26 protein-coding genes, 1 pseudogene and 1 riboswitch are annotated in these 22,729 nt (G+C 39.8%); of the genes and pseudogenes, 6 read left to right on the top strand and 21 right to left on the bottom strand.

All coding sequences use genetic code 11. The features are described 5' to 3' along the window. Positions 1-24 precede the first annotated feature (24 nt). The 3 genes from QF028_RS31570 to QF028_RS31560 all read right to left on the bottom strand — a co-directional run bounded on the left by QF028_RS31570 (position 25) and on the right by QF028_RS31560 (position 2,576). Complete coding sequence (locus QF028_RS31570) at positions 25-867, bottom strand: fructoselysine 6-kinase (protein ID WP_429471636.1); 843 nt, start codon at positions 865-867, stop codon at positions 25-27. Positions 868-938: 71 nt separating this feature from the next. Beyond that, positions 939-1,676, bottom strand: coding sequence for a GntR family transcriptional regulator (locus tag QF028_RS31565; protein ID WP_429471634.1), 738 nt, complete (start codon positions 1,674-1,676; stop codon positions 939-941). Between the two features lie 429 nt (positions 1,677-2,105). Continuing rightward, entirely contained in the window at positions 2,106-2,576 is a 471-nt protein-coding gene (locus tag QF028_RS31560) for a hypothetical protein (protein ID WP_429471632.1), read from the bottom strand. A gap of 288 nt (positions 2,577-2,864) precedes the next feature. Between QF028_RS31560 and QF028_RS31555 the strand changes: the two genes are divergently transcribed. After that, entirely contained in the window at positions 2,865-3,041 is a 177-nt protein-coding gene (locus QF028_RS31555) for a hypothetical protein (RefSeq protein ID WP_180247483.1), read from the top strand. A 254-nt stretch (positions 3,042-3,295) separates the two neighbouring features. Here the strand turns inward: QF028_RS31555 and queF are convergent, their stop codons facing one another. After that, positions 3,296-3,796 (bottom strand): preQ(1) synthase, encoded by a 501-nt coding sequence (gene queF, locus QF028_RS31550; protein ID WP_429471630.1) that lies wholly within the window; start codon positions 3,794-3,796, stop codon positions 3,296-3,298. Between the two features lie 127 nt (positions 3,797-3,923). Then, positions 3,924-3,970: riboswitch (PreQ1 riboswitch) on the bottom strand. A 292-nt stretch (positions 3,971-4,262) separates the two neighbouring features. On the opposite strand from queF, the gene QF028_RS31545 reads away from it, so the two are divergent. Beyond that, positions 4,263-5,174 (top strand): DMT family transporter, encoded by a 912-nt coding sequence (locus tag QF028_RS31545; protein WP_214998596.1) that lies wholly within the window; start codon positions 4,263-4,265, stop codon positions 5,172-5,174. A 90-nt stretch (positions 5,175-5,264) separates the two neighbouring features. Here the strand turns inward: QF028_RS31545 and sinI are convergent, their stop codons facing one another. The 3 genes from sinI to QF028_RS31530 form a co-directional block, all read right to left on the bottom strand. Next, positions 5,265-5,402 (bottom strand): DNA-binding anti-repressor SinI, encoded by a 138-nt coding sequence (gene sinI / locus QF028_RS31540; RefSeq protein ID WP_168240876.1) that lies wholly within the window; start codon positions 5,400-5,402, stop codon positions 5,265-5,267. 404 nt (positions 5,403-5,806) lie between these two features. Continuing rightward, positions 5,807-6,097 (bottom strand): hypothetical protein, encoded by a 291-nt coding sequence (locus tag QF028_RS31535; RefSeq protein WP_214998594.1) that lies wholly within the window; start codon positions 6,095-6,097, stop codon positions 5,807-5,809. A 208-nt stretch (positions 6,098-6,305) separates the two neighbouring features. After that, positions 6,306-6,821 (bottom strand): DoxX family protein, encoded by a 516-nt coding sequence (locus tag QF028_RS31530; RefSeq protein WP_429471628.1) that lies wholly within the window; start codon positions 6,819-6,821, stop codon positions 6,306-6,308. Positions 6,822-7,046: 225 nt separating this feature from the next. On the opposite strand from QF028_RS31530, the gene QF028_RS31525 reads away from it, so the two are divergent. Continuing rightward, entirely contained in the window at positions 7,047-7,265 is a 219-nt protein-coding gene (locus QF028_RS31525; protein ID WP_429471626.1) for a spore germination protein, read from the top strand. 166 nt (positions 7,266-7,431) lie between these two features. Here the strand turns inward: QF028_RS31525 and QF028_RS31520 are convergent, their stop codons facing one another. The 7 genes from QF028_RS31520 to QF028_RS31490 form a co-directional block, all read right to left on the bottom strand. Further along, positions 7,432-7,677, bottom strand: a complete 246-nt coding sequence (locus QF028_RS31520; RefSeq protein ID WP_429471624.1) for a hypothetical protein — start codon at positions 7,675-7,677, stop codon at positions 7,432-7,434. A 226-nt stretch (positions 7,678-7,903) separates the two neighbouring features. Beyond that, positions 7,904-9,283 carry an NlpC/P60 family protein gene (locus QF028_RS31515; protein WP_429471622.1) on the bottom strand — a complete coding sequence of 460 codons (1,380 nt, stop codon included), beginning with the start codon at positions 9,281-9,283 and terminating at the stop codon, positions 7,904-7,906. Positions 9,284-9,595: 312 nt separating this feature from the next. Next, positions 9,596-10,741, bottom strand: a complete 1,146-nt coding sequence (locus QF028_RS31510; RefSeq protein WP_429471620.1) for an ABC transporter permease — start codon at positions 10,739-10,741, stop codon at positions 9,596-9,598. Continuing rightward, positions 10,741-11,853, bottom strand: a complete 1,113-nt coding sequence (locus QF028_RS31505; RefSeq protein ID WP_429471618.1) for an ABC transporter permease — start codon at positions 11,851-11,853, stop codon at positions 10,741-10,743. The genes QF028_RS31510 and QF028_RS31505 overlap by 1 nt, the downstream gene beginning before the upstream one ends. A 13-nt stretch (positions 11,854-11,866) precedes the next feature. Then, entirely contained in the window at positions 11,867-12,805 is a 939-nt protein-coding gene (locus QF028_RS31500) for an ABC transporter ATP-binding protein (RefSeq protein ID WP_251032808.1), read from the bottom strand. Between the two features lie 116 nt (positions 12,806-12,921). Beyond that, entirely contained in the window at positions 12,922-14,028 is a 1,107-nt protein-coding gene (locus QF028_RS31495; protein ID WP_429471616.1) for a sensor histidine kinase, read from the bottom strand. Position 14,029: 1 nt separating this feature from the next. Beyond that, positions 14,030-14,671 carry a response regulator gene (locus QF028_RS31490; protein ID WP_429471614.1) on the bottom strand — a complete coding sequence of 214 codons (642 nt, stop codon included), beginning with the start codon at positions 14,669-14,671 and terminating at the stop codon, positions 14,030-14,032. Positions 14,672-14,887: 216 nt separating this feature from the next. Here QF028_RS31490 and QF028_RS31485 point away from each other — a divergent pair, with 216 nt between their 5' ends. After that, positions 14,888-15,277 (top strand): hypothetical protein, encoded by a 390-nt coding sequence (locus QF028_RS31485; protein ID WP_429471612.1) that lies wholly within the window; start codon positions 14,888-14,890, stop codon positions 15,275-15,277. Positions 15,278-15,484: 207 nt separating this feature from the next. Here the strand turns inward: QF028_RS31485 and QF028_RS31480 are convergent, their stop codons facing one another. Next, positions 15,485-15,652 carry an aspartyl-phosphate phosphatase Spo0E family protein gene (locus QF028_RS31480; protein ID WP_168240888.1) on the bottom strand — a complete coding sequence of 56 codons (168 nt, stop codon included), beginning with the start codon at positions 15,650-15,652 and terminating at the stop codon, positions 15,485-15,487. 348 nt (positions 15,653-16,000) lie between these two features. On the opposite strand from QF028_RS31480, the gene QF028_RS31475 reads away from it, so the two are divergent. Continuing rightward, positions 16,001-16,471: a DUF6376 family protein gene (locus QF028_RS31475; RefSeq protein WP_429471610.1), complete on the top strand. Its 471-nt coding sequence runs from the start codon at positions 16,001-16,003 to the stop codon at positions 16,469-16,471. A 259-nt stretch (positions 16,472-16,730) separates the two neighbouring features. On the opposite strand, the gene QF028_RS31470 is transcribed toward QF028_RS31475, so the two are convergent. Continuing rightward, positions 16,731-17,186, bottom strand: a complete 456-nt coding sequence (locus QF028_RS31470) for a hypothetical protein (protein ID WP_429471608.1) — start codon at positions 17,184-17,186, stop codon at positions 16,731-16,733. Between the two features lie 18 nt (positions 17,187-17,204). Next, positions 17,205-17,969, bottom strand: a complete 765-nt coding sequence (locus QF028_RS31465; protein ID WP_429471606.1) for a hypothetical protein — start codon at positions 17,967-17,969, stop codon at positions 17,205-17,207. Between the two features lie 146 nt (positions 17,970-18,115). Between QF028_RS31465 and QF028_RS31460 the strand changes: the two genes are divergently transcribed. Then, complete coding sequence (locus tag QF028_RS31460; RefSeq protein ID WP_429471604.1) at positions 18,116-18,526, top strand: NUDIX domain-containing protein; 411 nt, start codon at positions 18,116-18,118, stop codon at positions 18,524-18,526. Between the two features lie 369 nt (positions 18,527-18,895). Here QF028_RS31460 and QF028_RS31455 read toward each other — a convergent pair whose 3' ends face one another. The 4 genes and pseudogenes from QF028_RS31455 to QF028_RS31440 form a co-directional block, all read right to left on the bottom strand. Next, positions 18,896-19,321: an OsmC family protein gene (locus QF028_RS31455; protein WP_429472636.1), complete on the bottom strand. Its 426-nt coding sequence runs from the start codon at positions 19,319-19,321 to the stop codon at positions 18,896-18,898. Between the two features lie 150 nt (positions 19,322-19,471). Continuing rightward, positions 19,472-19,616, bottom strand: a pseudogene (locus QF028_RS31450) (PfkB family carbohydrate kinase); the annotation flags it as partial. A gap of 195 nt (positions 19,617-19,811) precedes the next feature. Beyond that, positions 19,812-21,290: a glycoside hydrolase family 32 protein gene (locus QF028_RS31445; RefSeq protein ID WP_429471602.1), complete on the bottom strand. Its 1,479-nt coding sequence runs from the start codon at positions 21,288-21,290 to the stop codon at positions 19,812-19,814. Between the two features lie 75 nt (positions 21,291-21,365). Beyond that, the gene (locus QF028_RS31440; protein WP_214717875.1) at positions 21,366-22,721 is read right to left on the bottom strand and encodes a glycoside hydrolase family 172 protein; all 1,356 of its coding nucleotides are present in this window, start codon (positions 22,719-22,721) and stop codon (positions 21,366-21,368) included. Positions 22,722-22,729 lie beyond the last annotated feature (8 nt).

Here is a 22,729-nt window from a genome sequence, read left to right as displayed (position 1 = left end):
CTTATTTCAATCCCTTTTAGGAGATTAAAAGGGAATCCCAAAACCAAATGCCCCATCAACCAGACATGTTTGTGCCGCAAATTTCGCCCCTTCTTCCAAACTATTTTTCAGGAGGACTGCTTCCTGCACATCAGGATTTGCCTTCTTTTCAGAAAGATAATGTAAGATAAAGGCGGTAAAAAAGGAATCTCCTGCTCCAAGCGTATCAACCGGTTGCACAAAATGCGGTTCTTGTCGGTAGAACGATTGGCCGTCATAGATCATCGAGCCGCGTGAACCCATCGTGCCCAAAACTAATTGACTCCCAAACGAATGGACACGTTTTAATAGATTCTTAACTTCCTCGTCGGCCAATTGCCCGCAACTTAGTAAACTGATATCAATATGCTGGCAATTTCTCTCGAGCAACGCATCGGTATAATCACTTGAAAAATCATAGGATACCAGGATTCCGGAATCTTTTAACTTTTGTAACTCTGAATCCATTTCACTGTAGATGCTGCTATGGGCAATATCGAAGCTTTTAATATAGGCCAAGTCTTCTGCGCTTAGGACAACGGGATGATCGCTTTGAACACCGCCCCCATTCCCGCCAATAAACACTCGGTCACCGTCCACTAAATCAACCGCGGCAAATCCATTCTCTCCCTCATGCTGGCGGCAATGAGAAATATCTATTTCCAAGCTTTTTAAGGTAGTAATAATATGCTCTGCAGCCCGATCGTTGCCGAACACTCCAAGATAGGCCGATTCAACCCCTAACTGCTTAGCGTAGACACTGAAATTCAAAGCATTTCCACCTGGATACATCGTTTTCTTATAAACATATTTATCAACCACATTATCGCCAATGCCGATTACCTTCATGAAAAAAACCTCCAATTACCACTAAATGGTATATACCATTTGGTTTATTTTTTAAGCTGAAATGATTTTCCTCATTTCAGCTTTAATTCCGAATAAAATTTGACAATGTCACTTCTTGTTAATGAACTAGAGAATTCGATTTCCTTTTCATTTTTATCAAAAGCAACGGATTCTTGTAAGATGCACGGACTCTCAGTACGTATTTTTAACAGCTTGCTCTCACCTTCGTCCGACACGGTCACCTGCATGTACTCTTTTGCCATGACAAGGACAATTCCGTACTCTCTTTCTAAAATTTCATACAACGAATCATTTTCCGTAATAATTTCATCAAGCCTTGGGCAAAGCTTCTCTGGCAGGAACGATTCCTCAATCGAGATCGGTGTCTCATTAACAAGCCGAAGCCGTTTAATAGCAGTCATCACTTCCCCCGAGGGAAGCTTTAATTTTTGCGCTAAATGAGCGTGGGCTTCCATTTTACGAATGGACAGAATTTGTGTACTCGGAATCAATCCTTTACTCAACATGTTTTTGGTAAAACTGTTAAAGGTAACAAAATCCATCTCAATTTTACTTTGATTGATAAAGGTACCCGCTCCTACACGCCGTTCTACCACACCTTCCCTTTCCAGGATCGACAGGGTATGTCTTGCGGTCATACGGCTAATTTGAAACTGCTCGGCCAATTCCCTTTCCGAAGGAAGTTTATCACCGTGCTTAAGTTTCCCACTCTCAATCTCCTCAAGAATTTTATTCCTTAATTGTTTGTAAAATGGAGTTGCCTCTTCATCTCTTATCATTCTACTCATCTCTAATTTCTCCCATTTATGCAGATATTCAATACCATACATAAAGGATATAGTATTTCTACTTCTTTTGTAAATTTTTGTTTTGCAGTGGTATATACCATTAAGAATAGAGTTATGATAATCTTTTTGGAAGTTTGAAAATAGGTAATTTGTAAGCGCTTTAAATATAATGTTTCAGAATACTTAATTAATTTTAGGATAATCCATATCTTTAACCTTGTCAACCGAAGAAATTTCTACAAAATCAGCTATGAGAATACTAATTAAACGTTTGATTAGTTTCACCTTAAGCCTTGTCAAGGCTAGGTTTCCCTCTCCAACTGCGCAAGTATATTGTCGAGGATTGTCCAGCTATTTCACCGAATATACCTAAGGCATGTCCCTTTAGCATTGAAAAAGAGAGCATGAACCACCTCTCTTTGATCTAAATTACTGATTATAATCCCACATAATCCTCCACTCACCTTTTTCTTTTACTACAAAGACCTCTTGCTTTAAATCAAAATTTCCATATTTCCCTTTATAGGTTTGGGTGACAGGAACCTTGTATACATCTTTCAGCAAAGGTCCAGTTTTAGACATCTTCCACTTTTTCACATCTTCCGGCTTGCCGATTGTATGGGTGAAGGTTTCCACCCCAAAATGGTTCATAAACACATGGGCACGATCCTGGATGTAGTTTCCTTTAGTGAACTTTTCCTTCATAGCAGAATGAAATAGATTCCATGAATTCGCGAAATCACCGTCAGCTTCATACCTATAAAACTCGTCGACCATTTCCTTAGCCTGATTGCTAGGAGAAAAGAAAGCAAACTTCATTGCCAGAAAAATTGTTAAGCTACTAACAATCAAAACGATCACAATAATCATACCTTTGGAAGGTCCATATTTTTTAGCCATGGTTATCTCCTTATGTTCCAAGCTTTATATAAAAATATGTCTCACCATGTCCAAATAGTATTTTGAATTGATTTGGATGTGTAAAATCTCCCCTGCTCCTTCCCTTTAATAACTTCTGGTGAAAACGCTCAGCAGGGTGTCAGGCACCAGAATTATAAATTTTATTCATTAGACTAGATATATTAAAACCACCAATTCCCACTAATAACACCAAGCTTTCTTTTCTCCCACCTTTAATATTATAGTCACGAGAAAATTGGCAATGATAGTAGAGGAGGTGAAAAAAAGATGACAAACGACCCGAATCTTCGTGGAAATATGATCGATAACGAATGGAATAGTGAAGAGGTTCAAAATGAAATCATGTTCAGCGGAATAATCGACGATGAATGGCTTGAAAACAGACGAACAGATGATGAAGACTATGACTATCAAGATGATGACCATAACGATTACGTATGGTAACCCAGCTCAAAAAGCCACGGAAAGGTTCCGTGGCTTTTTAACAAACTTAAAAACCGCTTACTGGCGGATAAGTGACATTTACTAGCGGATAAGCTACTTTTACTGGCGGATATGCCTCTTTACTAGCGGATAACTTAATTATACTAGCGGATAAGAACATGTTACTGTCCAAGATGTATTAAAACTCCATAAGTCTCCTCTACATCAGATCGCAACCACAATACAAATAAGGCCGGAATCCCGGCCTCATTTTTCTAACGATTATCCACTTTCTCCGGATAAAGATCATGGTTCATCAAACGGAAATTTGCCATCTCTTCGTACTTTGTTCCCGGCTTTCCATAGTTACACCATGGATCAATCGAAATCCCGCCGCGTGGAGTAAACTTCCCCCAAACCTCAATGTATCTTGGGTCAAGCAGCTTAATTAAATCATTCATGATGATATTCACACAATCCTCATGGAAATCCCCATGATTCCTGAAACTGAAAAGATATAACTTCAATGACTTACTCTCAACAATCTTTTGATCCGGTACATACGAAATATACATCGTCGCAAAATCCGGCTGGCGCGTCAACGGACATAAACTAGTAAACTCCGGGCAATTAAATTTTACAAAATAATCACGATCCGTATGAAGATTATCGACCGCCTCCAATACCTCTGGAGCATATTCAAATGAATAGGTAGTCCCTTGATTACCTAATAAAGTTAAATCCTTTAAACCTTCTTCATGGCTTCTGCCAGACATACAAAAACCCCCTTGTAATCTGTCCCGACACTTCACTAGAGTAGAGTTTCCCGCAGCAGCTCTATTTTTCAAACTAAAAGGATCCCACAAAAAAGCCACGTCCAGTATGGACATGGCTGATCGTCATGTATCCATAGTTTTTTATAGAGGGTATCAGCTATGAACCTCTCCCGCAAGTACGGGCATTCTCTTCTTCATATCATATAGAACACCATAACATTCGTCAATGGCAGATCACGGCAATTTCACAACCTCTTTTTTTAAAAAGGAACCCATCATAGTGACTGAACAAAAGCTGTCCCTTGACCTCGCCTTCCCGTTTTTTAATTAGTCCTCTCGCCAAGGTGAATTTTTGCAGCGCTGGTGCCTGACACCATGTGGTATAATAAAAAATATTTGCCCGACTTTCGGGTTTCGAAATTCTTATTTTATGAAAAAGTCCTGTTACAAGGCATAGGGGGATATGATGAAACAACAAGAAGTAGGATCACGATCGATTGGGCTGCCGCTGACCATTTCAATCATTGCCATCTCATTTTCGGCTATATTTGTCAAATGGTCAGACGCACCGGCCTCGATTTTGAGTATGTACCGGATGTGGTTTGCTAGTATCTTAATGGTTCCCATCGTCTGGAAAAAACGCAGTGAATTTAATAATATCATGAAAAAAGATTGGTTCTTTTTATTTTTTTCAGGCTTCTTTTTAGCCTTGCACTTTGTCCTTTGGTTCGGGTCCTTGAAATTAACAACCGTCGCAAGCTCGACCATCATCCTTGCCTTGCAGCCGATTGTCTCCTTGCTCGGAGGCTTTCTCCTATTTAAGGAACGAACCACCTTGTCCGCATTGATGACCATGGGTATTGCCATTATCGGAGCGATGATGATTGGCTGGGGGGATTTCGGTTTAAGTAAGGATGCAATCATGGGGGACCTGCTGTCGTTTTTCAGTGTCATCTCAGTAGTTGGCTACTTATTAATCGGTCAGACGATCGTCAAAAAGGTATCACATTGGCTTTATAGCTTTTGCGTATTTTTCTCTGCTTCGATTATTCTTACCATCTATAACCTCTCAACAGGAGTTTCCTTAACTGGATATCCTGCCAAGGAATGGGGCATCTTCTTGTTACTCGCCACCGTTCCAACGGTCAGTCATGTGATTAATAACTGGCTCTTAAACTACGTCAATGCGACAACGATCTCGATGAGTATTTTAGGCGAACCCGTCGGTGCCACCATTCTAGCGGTCCTCTTATTAAATGAACATCTCGTCAGCTGGCAAATTGTTGGCGGCCTGCTCGTCCTGCTCGGTGTCTTCTTCTTTTTAAGCCAGCAGCAAAAACCACTGCCACAAGCGGTAAAAGAAGGGACTTTTAATTAGCTATTAAGAGAACAATAGTACAGAAAAAAGGGGCTAAGATTAGTCCCTTTTTTGAATACATATAGCTGGTGATCAATCACATTGAAATGTTCATTTCATACCTTTTACCTCATTCTTTTTTAGAAAACTCTTAATTGATTCTACTGATAATCCAAGTTCTTTTGCTTCCAAAATTAGTACAAACCATTCATTATCGATAACCGCAACTTCACTTTCTGAAACATTCATATTCTTCCTCCTAAAATGCTCTCCGTTCTCAATTATCCATTTATCTATTAAAATAGTCTCTACTGCTCAATATAAGCTATTATATCTAGTACTTTTATAACAGTGTGTTGGATTCTGTCGCATTTATAAAATTTTCCCAACTATTATCTGCTGAATTCATCTAAATTATTACAAATTACTACACTATCCTTCTTAGAAATTATGATAACCAAATCTTGAACATACGAAAAAGGGCTGCTTACAAAAGACATGTATATGCCTCTTGAAGCCGCCCCTTAGAAGAACTTATTTACCTGTGCTTCCTTTCGGGATCGTCGGTAGCCGTACCTCTAGTCGTATTTCCTGCGATCCACACTTTCAGCAGGTCAATTGAACCTTCTGCCTATCAACGATTTTCCCAATTTTCACAGCTTCCAAGTTGGGAAATCCGTTTCTTTTTGTTTTTCATACTCTTTCATTCTTGAGTAAGAGTTTGATAGTTTTGATAAAATGTATCCTTGAGGGCTTGGTGTTTTGACTTGTTTGCTTAACTCTTGAATTTTTATATTCGTAAACATGTTAGACACTTGAGCTAAATTTTCAATCGTGTCCATTAATTCAGGGTTATCATTGTAATTGCTTTTCGCGATATAGTAAATATAATCAAGTTTGTTCCTTATGTGCTTTAGCGTCTCGAGATCAAATTGTTCAGTCATTACATCACCCCTTATCTTAAAGCATATGGAACAAAAGGTGATTTGGAACAAAATCCAAAAATAAATTTTAGTGGCAAAAAAATAAAGGGTGGCAACTTAAATGGAAATCAATGAGATCCACATATCGGATGGCATTAAATGAGTTTGAACTTAAAATAGAAAAGCAGAAGTGGAACCCTAAGGTTAACTTCTGCTTTTTGATGTTAAGTTAAGCTGTGACTTTTGCTTTTTCGTGATCTGGACCTTTTTTGCTCATTTTTCCAACAAATGGAACCACCCAGCGGTCTATACCGATTCTTCCAGCGTTATAACCAGCTGTTAAGATGATGAATCCAAGGAAAATGTCTCTAGGGTTATGAGATACAGTACCTGCTAAGAAGAAGCTAAAGTTCATTACTAAACCAAAGAACATTGCAGTTGTTGTTAAGCAGCCTAAGATTAAGCCTAAGCCGATTAGTGTTTCGCCCCAAGGGACGATGACGTTAAACACATCCACGTTTGGTAAGGCAAAGTGTTTTAAGAAGTCAACATACCATCCAAATACAACTGCACCATCTGGACCTTTTACTGGGTTCGCAATGGCTCCTTTTAAGAATCCAGCCGCATCGAAGCCGCCTGTTAATTTATGAAAACCTGCTGTAAACCAAGAATAGCCAAGGTATAAACGTAAGACAGTTAAGATAGCGGCAGCGATTTTATTTTCTCTTAAAAATTTGTTAAACATAATTCATTCCGCCTTTCCATTTTTGTTTGTTCTTTATGATTACACTATATTCCCTTTTTCTATTAAACAACATAGGTATAGTGATAAGTTCACAGTTTGTTAAAAATGTTATGACGAACTGTTGAACAGCACCAAGTAATCCATCCTATCTGCAGTCATTGCTTTCGAACCATTCCCTTTAAGTTGGCATATAGTAAGTTATTAAAATGCAAAGGATGTTCATCTATGTCAGAATTTCCAGTTCCAGTGAAGATTGATACAGTCAGTGGCGGGATTGTTCAATTTGGTAATTCGTTGTTTGTTTCTCCAAAAAGCGCCTCCAAGAGTTCACTTGGCTCAGGTGCTTCGAATACAGGGGTTCATATCACGACTATTACAGGTCAAAGTACAACCACTTCGGTCAATGCGGATCTACTTGACCAACCCATCGTGCAGGATAACTAACCAGGTTTATACGGGGATAGGCCGGGGGGTTCTAAAGTATCATGACCCGCAGAAATTCTAATCAAAGCAAGAAGACGACTCGGAAGCCCGAATCGTCTTTCTTTAAATAGAACAGTTAAGCATTTACTTTTGCTTTTTCGTGATCCGTTTCTATTTTTCCAGCTGATTAACAACTTAGATCATTTATTTCAGAATCTGGTGAGAAAATCCCACCGAGATATTCAGCGTGTTCGAGATATTGTTGCACAAAGTCCTTCAATGTCATCGCGATCCCCGTATCTTCTAACCAATAATCATAACTAATCGCCAAAGTCTTTTTGATCATGTCATTTTCTTGCCAGTTAGGGGCTAATTTATGCTCAAGACCGGCAAGGACATTAGCAATTTCTTGAATTGTGGTTATGTTTATCACCTTCTTCGAAAAAAGTTATATCACCCTTTTCTAGTATATGTGATTTTCGGCAAAAAAAATTCTAAAACCATTCCATTTCTTATAGTTCGCAGTCGGTATCACATTCCTTCTATTTCTCACCGAGTTCGGTCGCTTAGACGTAAAATTATATAACTGAAACAGGTTGATCTATACCAAACAGGCTTGGAGTTTTCATCCAAGCCTGTTTTTTCTATTCATTTATACTCTAATGCAATACTCTTGATGCAGTTGTAAATTTAGCCGGATTATACGTAGAAATTTTCACAACATCACCCGTTTGCGGGGCATGAATATATTTCCCGCCTCCAATATATATGCCGACATGATAGGCAGGGTTACCCCTAAATACTAAATCACCTTTCTGTACATCATCCGGGGAAATTCTGGTTCCAACATCCTGTTGGTCACGGGAAACCCTTGGAAGACTAATACCAACATATCGGTACACATATTGAGTGAACCCTGAGCAGTCAAACCCGCTTGGAGATGACCCGCCCCAAACGTATGGAACACCCAAATATTGTTTAGCTGCTGCTATTAACGTATTTGCCTTGTCAGAGTTAGTTGCTTGAATTGTCGGCGAACTGGAAGCTGATGGGCTCTTTACCGAAGACTGTGGTGCCTGTTGTCTTGGCCTTTTTGGTGCTTCTTGCTGTACTTCTTCTGATGCTTGTTGCCGTACCTCTTCTTGTGCTTGTTGCTGTGCCTCTTCCTGTGCTTGTTGCCGTACCTCTTCTTGTGCTTGTTGCTGTGCCTCTTCTTGTGCTTGTTGCTGCGCCTTTTCTTGTGCTTGTTGCTGCGCCTTTTCTTGTGCTTGTTGCTGTGCCTTTTCTTGTGCTTCTTGCTGTGCCTTTTCTTGTGCTTCTTGCTGTGCCTTTTCTTGTGCTTCTTGGCGTGCTTTATCTTGTGCATTTTTTTGTGTTTGTTGTTTAGCTAGTTCCGTTTGCTTTTGCTTTAAGGCGCTTTTTGAATTTGACAATACCTGGTTCAGTTCTACTTTATCAGCTTCAACCTGCTTCTGTTCTGAAGCTAATTCAGCCTGACTCTTTTTTAATTGGGTTAATTCATTTTCAAGCTTTTGCTCTGCGGCATTTAAGGTTTCTTCTTTTTTAGCTAGAGCCTGCATTATATCTGTATTACTTTCAAGAATTTGCATAACTGCAGTAGATCGAGTTAATAACTGTGAAAAATCTTTAGACGAAATGATAAATTCTGCGTAAGTGATAATGGACTGTTTCCCTTGTGCCTGCATGCTTCTTAGTCTGGAAGAATAGTAGTCTTTATTCGTTTCTAAGTCTTTTCTGGCACTTTCAATTTCAGCCTTTGTGTCTTCCATTTGACCTTGTTGTGCTTTAATATCATCGTTTAGTTGTTTGCTTTTTTCCATTCCTATAATGATGCGGTTGTCTAGTTGTTGTATCTTTGTTTCTAGCTCTTCAATTTGTCCTTCGGTCTCGTTGATTTGACCTTTTGTCTCATTGATTTGTCCTTGGGTAACAGGTCGACTTGCAAAAGTAGGGGTTGCTTGCACGATCGTAGTTAAAAGAGCAACCGATAGCGTATATATTAATGTTTTCCGTTTCAAACTATAATCACCTTTTCTTAGAGAAAATTATTCCAATTCGTATAACTATAGTTTAAGTTTGTTAGAGAATAATAACAATGGAACTGAGACGAATGTAATAAATTTGTAATGTTATGTAGAATCTTCATGGAAAGCGTCGAATATAAAACCTAGTTTTCGTGAGTCTATGTTACCTTTCGTCTTTTTTCAATATATAAAGGAAAGTGAGAGAATAAGAGAAGAGTGGCAAGGAAATGTCAAAAAAAACCTCGAAGAATACAGTCTTCGAGGTTTGTTCTGGATTTTTGAGGCAGGTACATCGCATATCCTTATTTAGACAAAAGTCTGTGTCGAATTATTTCGGCTGAATCGATACACCGCAATCAAGAAAAACGCAGCGGCAAAGGCGAATAGAATCATGAAATTTAAATACAACCCACTAAATTCATTTCCTTCCTGAAGCTTCGTTAACGTATCCAATGTCCAGCGCTGCGGCAGGAAATTAGCAATTTTCTGTAACGATTTCGGCATCACTTCCACCGGCCAGAAGCAGCCGGAAAGCATCACGGTCGGGGTGATAATTAAATTTTGTAAGGCGCCCGCGGCACTGCGGCTGTTTGAAAAAGAAACAATCACTAACGAGATCCCTACGGAAATCAATGAAAATAGCAGCATGACGAACGCCGCTGACCAAAAGGACATATTGATGCCAATACCAAAGATACTTTTCATAATCGTTAACGTGATCAGCACCTGTATCGTCATCACAATCATGTTGACCATGACATTGGAGAAGATATACTTCCTGGCATTAATTGGTGTTGATAATAACCGAAAATAGGTGCGGTTTTCTTTTTCCAAAAGGATGATCTCGGACATATTGCCGGCCGACATCAGCATGATCATAATCAAGAAGCCAATCGTTTGGTTGGTCATAAACTTGTTTTTTGAAAAATCTTCTAAAGCATTTGTGGTCAGCTTATAATCTGTTTGCTGGTAATCCTGATACATCTGCTCAAAAGTCTGTTGATTACCTCCCGCAACATAACTGATCGTCGCAATATTATCGATATACTGATGTAAATAAGATTTCACGTATGCGGTAATTGCTGCACCTTTGATCGAGGTTAGTTGGATATGATCAGGCTCCCCAGCCAAGACACTGTCAGAATATCCTTTTTCAAAGGTAATAACACTATCTAGATCGCCAGACGAGATTTGATCTTGAACATCGGCCGCGTTAATCTTGGAGATTTCCACATTCTCTAATCTTTTTAAAAATTGGATTGTATCCGTAGTAATCTTGCTAGTGTCCTGATTAACAATTCCAACATGGAGGATTGTTTTTTGATCGCCGCCATAGACGAGCAGCGAGATAAAAATCCCGATTAACGGCATACATAGATACATAATAATGTTTTTCTTTTTTCGAAACGTCACACGTAACGTGTTCTGAATTAACCAGAGGATATCCTTCATTATAGCCCCTCCCGTCTTTGCAAAGAAATGATTGCCACGAGTAAAAATAAGAGCGCCCCGCCAAGATTGATTGTTAGTGCCGGAATGGCTGCGGCAAAGTCATTCGCATAAATAATCTTTGTCAGCGCTGTATTCATCCAGGTTAGCGGCGAAAGCTCGGTAATCAGCTTGAAAATGCCCGCCGGGTTTTCGATTTTAAAATAAGCTCCGCCAAAAAAGGACGATAACTGCACAAACAGCATGATGATCACTCTCGGACCTGCACTTGTTTTTGACAGGAAGCTGACGCCAATCCCCATGCTGACCGCAAAAACGACTTCTGTCAGCAGAACAAGGAATACCAATCCAAGATGTTCGCCCCAATTGGCTTTGAAAATGAGCTTGCTAAACAGGATGACGAGCAGGATACAGATGCTATTACTAACAAGACTCCCGAGCACTTTCCCGATGAAAATTTCACTTTTTCGTACGGGAGAAGCAATCAGGCGGTCCGCTGTCTTGCGAACTCTTTCGCTTATGATTAACGAGCTTGACGACATCGCGCCGTAAAGAACAATCATCGTTGTGATGACAATTGCATAATAATCCATCGATCCCGGCTGTTTATCGGGAAGCAGCGAAGTTTCCTTAATGAAATCTGCCGGCTTTTCACGCGTGAAGGCACTTTCTAGCTTGTTCGGAGCCACCTTCATGACTTCAGAAGCAATATTGTATTGATCGACAAAGGAGGCGAGCATCCCTTGCAGAATATTTCCTTCAATACTGGTCCCATTATTGACATAGAGCTGAATCCCTTTATCGGTTACTTCTATATAACCATCATAGTTACCTTGCTTCACTTCTTTTTCGCCATTGCTATGTTCAGTTGCTTTTTTTAAATGAAGCCCTGATTTTTCGGCCTCAGTGATGAAGTGAGGAAAGTACTCACCCTTCGTTGTATCTTTATATAAGACATCGATATCATCGACGCGCAGACTGGTCGTAAACGTGTTCGACAGTGCCGTTCCAAGGACAAGCATTAACACAATTGGGAAAGCTAACATAAAAAACAAGGTTCGGGTGTCCCGGAAGTCTGTTTTAATACCCTTCCACGCAATATTGAGTATGTTCAAAGTGAGTCCCCCCTTATTGGTCACGTAGATTTCTACCCGTTAATGTTAAAAATACCGTTTCCAGGTTCGGTGCTTTTTCTTGTAGGGAGCGGATTTCGATCTGGCTGCTCATAAAATGCTCAATGATCTTATTTAAGTTATTGACGCCCGTATCTGAGTTAATTTTAATCAAGTTTTCATCGACTGAAACAGCTTCGACCCCGTTTATATCTTTAATCGATTCCAGGTTCACCTTTTCAGTGGATTTAACCTCAATCCAGACATCCTTTGTATTGGTAATGATCGACTTCAGCTGTTCCTGCGTTCCTTCGGCAATGATTTTTCCATGATCAATGATTGCAATCCGGGAACAGATCTCTTCGACTTCCTCCATATAGTGGCTCGTGTAAATAATCGTGCAGCCCATTTCATTCAGCCTTTTTACTGATGTAAGGATATAGTTACGGGACTGCGGATCAATCCCTACCGTGGGTTCATCCATGATGATCAACTTTGGACGATGGGCAATCGCACAAGCAATATTTAAGCGGCGCTTCATGCCGCCGGAAAAACTTTTCGGATAGCTTTTATGTTTATCCTGAAGACCGACGAAATCAAGGGCCTCCTCGACCCGTTCATTTAATTCGGCACCACGCAGACCGTAAAGTCCAGCAAAGAATTTTACATTTTCATAAGCCGTCATATCCTCATAGATCGCCAAATCCTGCGGCACCATGCCAATATTCATTTTCGCAAATCGGCTGTATTTAGCACTATTTTTTCCGAGAATACTAATCGTTCCATCATTGCTGCGCAGCAGGCCGGCAATCATGTTAATCGTCGTACTTTTCCCGGCTCCATTGGCACCCAGAAAACCGAATATTTCTCCCTCTGCTACAGATAAACTCATATTATCAACTGCGATAAAGTCAGCGAATTTTTTCGTTAAGTTGTTAATTTCTAAAACGTTCATCCTCTCACCCCTAAATCGTTTGTCTGTTTCCAGTATATAGAAAAAGAATGAACGCGCATAAGTGCAATCGTTCATTCTTTTCACATGAAAATATTCATATTGTGAGTGTGAGATTCTCATAAACCCAGTGGCAGGAGCGTAGTGACGGAAAAACCATCACTGCTGTCGACAATCATTTTTCCATGGACAGATGCCGTCCGCTCCTCCATTCCGATGATACCTAGGCCTTTTTTAATCGTTGCTGTTCCCGCACCATTATCCTTCACTTCAACTCTGATTATTTTGTTTAAAACCTTTAGATCGACGGAAACTTGTGTTGCATGTGAATACTTCATCGTATTCGTCAGTGACTCTGTGACATTTTCATGGATGATTTTCCATTGAATCGGCGCGATAATATCTAAATTGCCTTCATGGGTGAGGACGGTTTTTATCTGTTGTTTGGCGTTAAAATCATCGATTAGCAGCTTCAAGCGGTGAATCCCCACCTGTTCCGTGGGGGGCTTCATATTTTTTAGGGTCAGTCGGATGTTTTCGATCCCCTCTTTCGAAATGTTGATCGCATTTTGGAGGAGCTCGGTTGCTTTTTGTGGATCGGTCTCCATTACTCGTTTGGACGCTTCCATTTGAAAAAGCGCACCGGTCATCGAGTGGCCAATTTTATCATGAATCTCCTGTGAAATTCGGTTGCGTTCCTCTAATTTAAAGGTGTATTCGGACTGCCGTATGTATTCGGTATTTTCATTGATATTTTTCGTTAACTTCTGGAGTTTTTTTCGCATCGAATCGATTTGCGCTTCATTTTTTACCAGTATATCGCCATAGATGGTCGTGACCGAAAAAATCATAAAAGAAAGACACGCCACTAAACCGTACAGGGGCTGCAACGATTCATTCATATACAAGATAGGAAGCAAGGAAAGAATCATTAGCGTTATTTTTTTATCAAAAAAACCAGCTGCCAATTCCACAATCGATAAAGGCAGGAGCAAGCTAAACAAGGGATCCACGATGAGATAGGCTCCTGTCGTAATAGCGATGGACAGCATATGCAGAATCCTTTTGATGGTGTTATTTTTAAAAATATAAAGCGTAATATTGGCACAAAAATACACGAGAAAGGCGAGGACAACCCAGGAGATATGACTGATATTCGTTTGTACTGCCAGGTAAGCAATATACACTAACATGATCAGCTTTGTAAAAATAATCCAAAACTCCATCTTAGTCTACTTTCCCCGTCAGATAGTAAATCGCGATTTGAGTTCGGTGCTCAAGTTCGGTCTTGCCTAAAATAGACGTGATGTAATTGGCTACCGTCCCCTCAGAGATAAATAATTCCTTGGAGATTGCTTTATTGGAATACCCCTTCGCAATCAAGGACATGATTTCACGTTCCCGCTCGGTAAATCCTGTGAGATCGATTTTTGTTTCAGGTTCTTTATTAGACGCCGACAAATTGGACTTTATTTTTTCAAGAATAACGTCCTGAAGAATGCTGTTTCCATGGAAAACACTCTTCATCGCATCACGGATTTGTTCGGGGGCATTGTTTTTTAATAGATAGCCCTTGGCCCCATTTTTGATGGCATCGAGGATGTATTCATCATCATCAAATGTCGTTAATATGATTGGCTTGGTGTTCGTTGTTTCAGTAATCAGCTTCGTGGCTTCCACCCCGTTCATATTAGGCATGCGAACATCGAGCAGGGCGATGTCGACTTCATTCTTTTGACAGTAATCGACCGCCTCTTTTCCATCACTGACGGTGTCCAGCACTTCAAATTCCCGGTAGGTAGATAGAATGATTTTCAGACCTTCTCGAATAAATGAGTTATCATCCGCAATTATGACTTTAATTTTCATAAGTTTAAGAGCCACTTCCTTATTTTACTCTCTATACCTGCCATTATAGCAAGAAACCTGGAGGAGGATGCATATCAAATCAAATCGCGGATTTCATAAATGTGTTCATCCGCCCATTCATTGGACGTTTATCATGCATACAGTACAAAAGGTAACCATTTTCAAGGGTACCAAAAGGACGATTTGTTATTGACAAAAAAAGGAGATGTATTTGTAATGATGGGAGGACATTTTGGCGGTCACCAGGGGGGACATTATGGGGGGCACGACTTTGGGCATCACGATGGACACCATGGGGGCTATCACGACTTTGGGCATCATGATGGACACCATGGGGGCTATCACGACTTTGGGCATCATGATGGATACCATGGGGGCTATCACGGAGGCTATCATGGAGGGTACCACGGTGGGTATCACGGAGGCTACCCTGGCTATGGTGGTTATGGCGCTCCATTTGTAGGGGGAATGTTAGGCGGCCTAACGGGCGGGGCATTGTCATCTGGCGGAGGGTATCCATACCCAGTACCTGCCCCCTACCCAGCACCCTATCCGGCACCTGTAACATATCCAACCAGCTATCCATATAAAGGGTATCCATATTAGTAGTTGAGTAAGAGACTGATTTCAATGAAGTGGAACTGACACTAGGTCGGTACCTTTTGAGCCAAAAAATAAAGCGTAGAAGGCCTCCTCAAAGGACTTTTACGCTTTTTCTCTATGAGAGAGTTACCATGATATACTGCATGGTATCTAGTGCCTTTTCTTTCAAACTTAATCATTATGAATATATTGGATAAATATAATAAGTAATTAAGCAGATATTTTCTCTAGTAAACCCATTTGTAAGTTGATTAATTTATCAAGCTTTTCACTTAGTTTTACCGTCTCAACTGAAGTAAAACCTTTGGATAGCCCCACTGAAATCATTGTTTTTCTAAGATGTTCGATTTTGGTAAATAGATCGTCGTTAGTCATCATCAGAAACTCCTTATTTTAGAACTTGTACTAAGTGTACCAATTGAAAGCGAATACAATAAAATAGTTTTCATCATCAAATATCGACACTTTTTACTATCTTCATAATGTTTATGACATTTAATTTTATAGTGACACTCGGAATATGCCGAATACTGGATTCAGCCAAGGAAAAAAGTTCATTTTTTGGACACAAAGATACATAAAGTCAATAGGATGATGAATTTCAGAAACAGCATCCTGTTCTACAAGCACTAGAATGAATATTATTTTTGTATCTGAATACATAAATAAGAAGAGCGTAAAAAACTGTTTCTTCTAAAATACTTATGGTGAAACGGAGGTTTTTAGATGAAAAGGTGGTTGACTGTTTTTTCTGCCAGTCTATTGCTGCTCCTGAGTGGGTGTTCTTATTTAAACACGGCGGCTGACACGCTTGATTATGTAAAGGAAGCCACAAGCTACGCAGCAACCCTAGACAAATTTGCCGCTGAAACTCCTCCACTTATCAAACAGGCGATAGACAACCAAGCAGCAGCAGATGAACTCACGGCACAACTCCAACAGATGAAAAATGAGATACAATCCTTTAATACTCTTGATGTCCCGGAAACGGTAAAGGGATTTCATCAGGAAATTATTGAACAAAATAACCTCTTAACTCAACAAATTGACCTCTACCTAAAGGATCTCAAAGACGGCAAACTTAACCCATCAATCCTTGAAGACAGCAAACTACTTCAACCCATTCAAGAAATCACAACGATAATCGAGCAAATCCAAAAGCTCGGGGCGCAAGTGAACGAAACACTTGGTGCCTGACTCTTAGAAAAGCGGAAGCGTCCGTTTAGCGGCGTATGGACTGGAGCGCTTTGACTGAGATAAAGGAAACACGAAGAGCGACAGCGATTCGATGTTGACTTATCGTAGGGAAAAGAGCGAAGTCCACTAGCCGCTGGGCGCTGGAGCTAGACAGTTTTCTAAGTTCAAAAACTTATATCTCCTTATAATAAAAAGACGAGATTTTTCCTCTCGTCTTTTTTTAATACTTTAACGCTTTAAACATATAACAGCGCGGGGGTCAGGCCCCCTTTATTCTTGTCATCCCAAGTGCGTTATTTTCCCAGATGATTTTTTCTACAGACTCCCATTGATGTTCTTCACACCGAATCATGAGGACTATTTCTGATCTAATGTTTTTTACTCCACCTTTACTTTTTTTCACAAGTAACAATTTAATCAAAAATCCTAGTAGTAAACCGCTCACTGCCCCAATAATTCCCCATATAATCGGCCCCCATTTTAATACATAGCCGTAAATGGCCCCAAGTAGCATGAAACAGGTTCCTAACATGGCGGCTGCATCAAAAAGACTCAACCCGTCCTCCCGATGAATCGTATCAAATAATTTTCGCGGTTCAGATCTTTTATCGAGCGGGGCCGCTAATATCTTATCATTTGAAATTCCGTTTTGTTCCAAGGCTGTGATAGCTAACTCAATAAAAATGCTATTCTCGAAAGTGACAATGACAAACAATGGACAAACACTCACTTTCTACAAAGGGTAAAGGAAATCTTTGCTTTGATATTTTTGCCGCAAATATTTGGACATTTCTTTTTCAAACAGTTTGTTGTTTTCAATCGTTAAAACATAAGAATCATAAATGATGAAAAAATAAATAGAAGGGAAATAAAGGGTCCATTGCATATTTAGTTCATTTATAGCCTTTGTAAACTCTCCCACCATTGAGAAGTTAATCGCTTTGGGAATATGCCCCAAATAACATATGGCTACCGCATAAACAAATATAAAGAATCCTGTAATAACATTATGGAGATAAAGATGACCTAAACCAGGAAATAAGGCTGACCAGATGAGAGCTATTGACGGTTTTCGTTTATCCAAGTAATTGACATCAAATGTTCCCATTTCCATGATCAAGACCTGAGCGTCCTCTCGGTCAGCTAATATATACTGCTTGTTTAAATCAACGGTTGTCCGATAACTATCCCAAATTCCAAACATATAAATAGCCAGATAGAGAATTAACCACCGATTATCCAATACGTCTTTTGCTTTTTCAAATTCACCCAATAAGGTATATAAAATTCCGAGGTTTACTTTTGCCCGATCATTAATAAATGTCTCCCAGAGAATGAGAATATACCCAGCCGCGTAACGATGCTGCATGATATGCCCAAATCCTGGATAGGAAAAGGAAAAAAAGGCTGAAATCCATGGGTTTTTTAAATGCAGCTGTCCTGTCGAAAATTGGGATAAATACGACCTTTGTCTTCGAAACGGAGGTATTTGATTCAATAGTAAGTTCTTCTCCTTTAAAATTGTACGTCTTCGATTATCGTTTGCAAATTATGGGATAAATATCCACGTCGGGTATAATTAGTCAATCAGCCACAATCCATGTAAAATAGTTTAAAGATAATGAAATGTAGAGGTGAATGGGTATGGTTTGGAAGATTAGTAGTTCCATTAAAGAACAGGTAGATCGCTTCGGGGTGATTATAGAAAAGGTCATTGTCCCGAATGGAGAGGAAAAGAACTTTTCTTATTTAGATTTTGCAAAGGGCGTATGTATCCTGCCGATCACTGCGGATAAAGAGATTATTTGTTTAAAACAATATCGACATGCGATAAAGAGTTGGCAATGGGAGCTTCCTGCCGGGATGATTGACAAAGAAAGTGATGCTCCACTAGAAACCGCCAAAAGAGAGCTTGAGGAGGAAACAGGCAATAAAGCAGTAATATTGGCTGGATTTAGGAAGCTTTTATCCTTCTCCCGGTTCAACAAGCGAGGAAATCTATTTATTTGCAGCAACAGGCCTCATTGCTACAGAGCAACGATTGGAAAGCAGTGAACAAATTGAGTTACATAAGCTAACCATGGAAGAAGTCATGACTTTAATTATAAACGGGGAGTTCAAGCATGGTGCGGGCCTCGCCGCGATATTACGATATATGTTAATGACGGAGAATAATTGATGTAGGTTATGGATGGTTATAAGAGAACGATTTAGTCGGCGAAGAGCCATTTGTGTTACGTGACCGTAATCTCTGATATTCCTGGTTTCGGTCACGTAGAACCTTTCTACGTGACCCCACTCTCTGTTATTCCTTGGTTTGGGTCACATTATAGAACCTTACTAGGTGACCCCAAAACTCAATAAATTTCTTTACAAAGCATATAAATAAGAAGTAACACCAGTTGGTTGTTACTTCTTTCAATGTTATATTGTCTTTTCACCTTTTACCCCATTAATAGAGTAGCTGACGGATATTTCTGAGTTCAAGGAATGGGAGACGGAACAGTATTTGTCTTTCGATAATTGAATCGCCCGAATCACTTTATCTTCAGGCAATTTTCCTTCTAACGCATAATGAATGTTAATCGTTGTAAAGCGCTTAGGATGATCTTCGGCACGTTCGCCTTTAACATCCATATGAAAAGCAGATGGCTCGAGGCGCATTTTATTCAAGATCGAAATGATATCGATCCCTGTACAACCTGCCACCGCCTGTAGCAGCAGTTCCGTCGGTCTTGGTCCTGAATTCTCTCCTCCGACTTCCGGTGCTGCATCCATCGTAAATTCATGTCCGGAAGGAGTAACCCCAGTAAACGCCATTTTCTCTTTCCAATTAATTGTTAACTCCATACTCATTCCCCTTTCACTTTTAATATTCTTACCCATTCATCACTTCCTTATTTTACATAATCGTTTAAATAATAGCATTTAACAGGTCTTCACTGTTTCCTCAAGGGTCGGTATTGCCGAAATAGCACCCACTTTCGTACAAACAAACGCACCTACACGATTGCTGAAGGCAATCATATCCTAATCTGGAAATAGCAGCGCAAACATTTGCAGGAGCTCCCCCAGCCTGTTTTTCAAAATGTTGACCATCAACTAAATCAGTATCAACATCTGTACAAAAAAAGTCGATTAACAATTCTCAAATACAAGCCACAGATGAATTTAAAGTCATTACTCTCAACCGTCCTTTTAAAAAATTAATAATATTAAAAAAGCACTCGCGAATGAAATGTTGTGCTATTAGATCCTTCAATATCTGTTTTTGTTCAAAAACAAAGCTCTAATCATATATATTCGATTAGAGCCCTATCTTTATTTCAAAAAGAAGTATTTAATTCCACACAGAATCTAACTTCCATGATTCAATACTATTTACAGAAACCTTGCCGCCCTTTGTAAAAAGGTTAAACTGCTTGCTAGTCTCCTCCGGGAAGATTCGATTAGTAATGACCTGCTCCCCCTCATTAACAAATAGCTCAATAGATGTAGTATCCATAAAAATCCGGAGATTCAGGGTGCCATCATGCTTCATTATCAGTGGTGCTTTGCTAATTCCTTTTTCACCGCAGCCCGAGTGCTCCCGGTCCATGACTATCTCTTTATTTTCCAAATCGAGGAGAATTTCTGTTTTTTCTTTTCCATCCGCTGAACATCTTAATTGAATCCCAAATAAGGAAGCCTCTGTCTCGTTGAGGTTAATATCGAGACTGATCTCTGAAACGGATTCTTGTTGTTCATATACTGTCACTTTTTCTGTAACTTCAAGCGCATCTAGTTTCTTGTAGTCGAATCTTAATTCTGCAAGCTCTGAAACTGGCTTTTGCTTTAGAATATTTCCTTCCAAGACAAGTTCTCTTGGAATCGTCATCGCCCCAGCCCAGCCGAACTCTTGAGAAGGCACTTTTGTTAACCATTTTTCCATCCAACCAATCATGATACGACGCCCTTTTTCATCAACCAAAGTCTGAGGGGCATAGAAGTCGAACCCATAATCTAATGTCCTGCTCACACCCTGAGTAAAAATACCTTGGTCATAGTCCATATTACCAATCACATAAAAAGGCCTTTCGTTTTGCGTCCCATACATTGGCGAAACAATTAAGGCATGCGTCTGGTTGATTGGAAAAAGATCTGGACACTCCCACATATCTCCTTGAGAGCCATCACTTTCTGCAGCTACTCCTTTATATGTCCAATCCTTTAAATCATCCGATACGTAGAGTACTGCTTTCCCTTTTCCCTCTTTCTTCGTTCCTACAACCATGTACCATTTGCCATCATGCTGCCAAACTTTTGGATCTCGAAAATCATGCGTACCATCGACTGGGAAGTTATCCACAACAGGGTTTTGTCTATATTTTTCAAAAGATATTCCATCGTTACTTGTGGCAATATTTTGAACCTGTTGTGGCAAGTTGCCATCTACATGCCCAGTATAAATTAGCACCAATTTATCTCCGTCTACGACTGCACTACCAGAGAAACAGCCATACCCAGTGACGTCACCAGAGTCGTAGGACTCTGATGGCGCCAAGGCAACCGGTAAGTGCTCCCAATGTACGAGGTCCTTACTTTTTGCATGTCCCCAGTGCATTGGCCCCCAGCTAGAAGCGTAGGGATAGAATTGATAGAATAGATGATATTCACCCTTATATTGCACTAATCCGTTCGGGTCATTAATCCAGCCAGTCGGTGCCATAAAGTGATAGTGTAATCTATATCGACTTTTCGCAATACTAGCTTTCTTGGCGTCAATTTCTTGGTTTGCTCTTTCAAGAGCCTCTAAGTGTTTCGTATTTATACGATTCATAAATATCACCTATTTCCATTTAATATAAGCTGATATATAGATTGATAGAAACATTTATCCCGAATTTTATTAATCTTAATTCCATTTACCCTTAAGGCTTTCTTTTACACGTTGAGCATGCTCTTTATTTCCAATAGAAGATTCTCTTGTTTTGTTGTATTTAATTTCCATTTGTTTCTTCTTCTCTTCCACATAGAATGCTTCTCTTTCTTTTGCTGATTCAAATGCCTTTTGCTGCTCTTCATTTAGTTCTTTCTTAGCCTTTTGTTTCACAACTGGCATTTGGGCAACATGCGGTAATCTATCTTCCACTGGAAGGATATCAAGCTTTGGCGATGGTAACGTCTGATACCAATAAGCAGTTGACGACCAGTCATCTGACAAGTGATTTGCATGTCCATGCTCTATTGTAACCTTAATGCTTTCAGAGAAATGAATGGGATCTGCGATGTGGAATCTATAGGAAACCTGGTAACCGGGTTTGTCACTCTCATGAATAATCGATCCGTTATACAAGAATGCATTCTTTTGCATTCCCCATGCGTGTCCAAAGTAATCCTCAGTACCTGTTCCATCAATGCTAGGTTCTTTTTCACCGTCGATGAAGATCATATCATCACCTTCACCCCACCAACTTCCCTGGAAGTGATTTACTGATAAGTTACAACCCACATAATGCCCCTTACCTTCTGTTTCTAAAATCACATAGTTATCTTCACCTGTTAGATTTGATACACTCTGGACAGCAGGGCTATTTACTTGAAGGTCATTTCCCCAGCCTTCACAAGGATTTTCACGATGCCAGTTCGCATGGAAGTAGACAGTATCTTTAGGCAACTCTTCTTTATATAGCTCATAATCGATATAGAAATACAGACCAAATGGTAATGAGTTTTCGTTCACGATTTCAATTTTTGCCTTTTTGTTAAATGGCATTGGGAAATAGCAGTTTAAGGCAGCGGGCGCACCAAACTTATTTGCTTCCTCTGGTTTAACCGAAACATTGAATGGTACGGATTGAAAATTACCTGGTAACGAATGTCCCACGCAGAAAAAATCTCCAAATGGCGCCAAAACGCTTGGTGTATCTTGATCATCCCAAGTAATTTTAATCAATGCTTTTCTGTAATAAAATGGATCTTGTTCTTCCCACGTAACACCTAGCGCATTGTGGATTTCATTTACTGGTGCTACATTACTGCCTAAAACTGGATCCACGATACTTGGCCCCATAATTTTTCTGCAGAAAGATGTCATCCAAAAGTGTGTTAAGCAGCCTGGTCCTTCGATTTCTCCTAATACTACTGACTCGTTTGGTGGAATCAGCCAATAATCTTGGTTTCTTCCTGATTGGTCAGAACTTGAAACCCTTGATGATCTCACATCCGTATGTCTAGTTAAATTTTGCATAAGTCCGTTAGAAGTTTTCATAATAAAGT

Source organism: Neobacillus sp. B4I6, assembly GCF_050434045.1.
Classification (GTDB): Bacteria; Bacillota; Bacilli; order Bacillales; family Cytobacillaceae; genus Neobacillus.
Note: the sequence above shows the minus strand (reverse complement) of the source record. Positions and strands in the feature narration are given on the sequence as shown.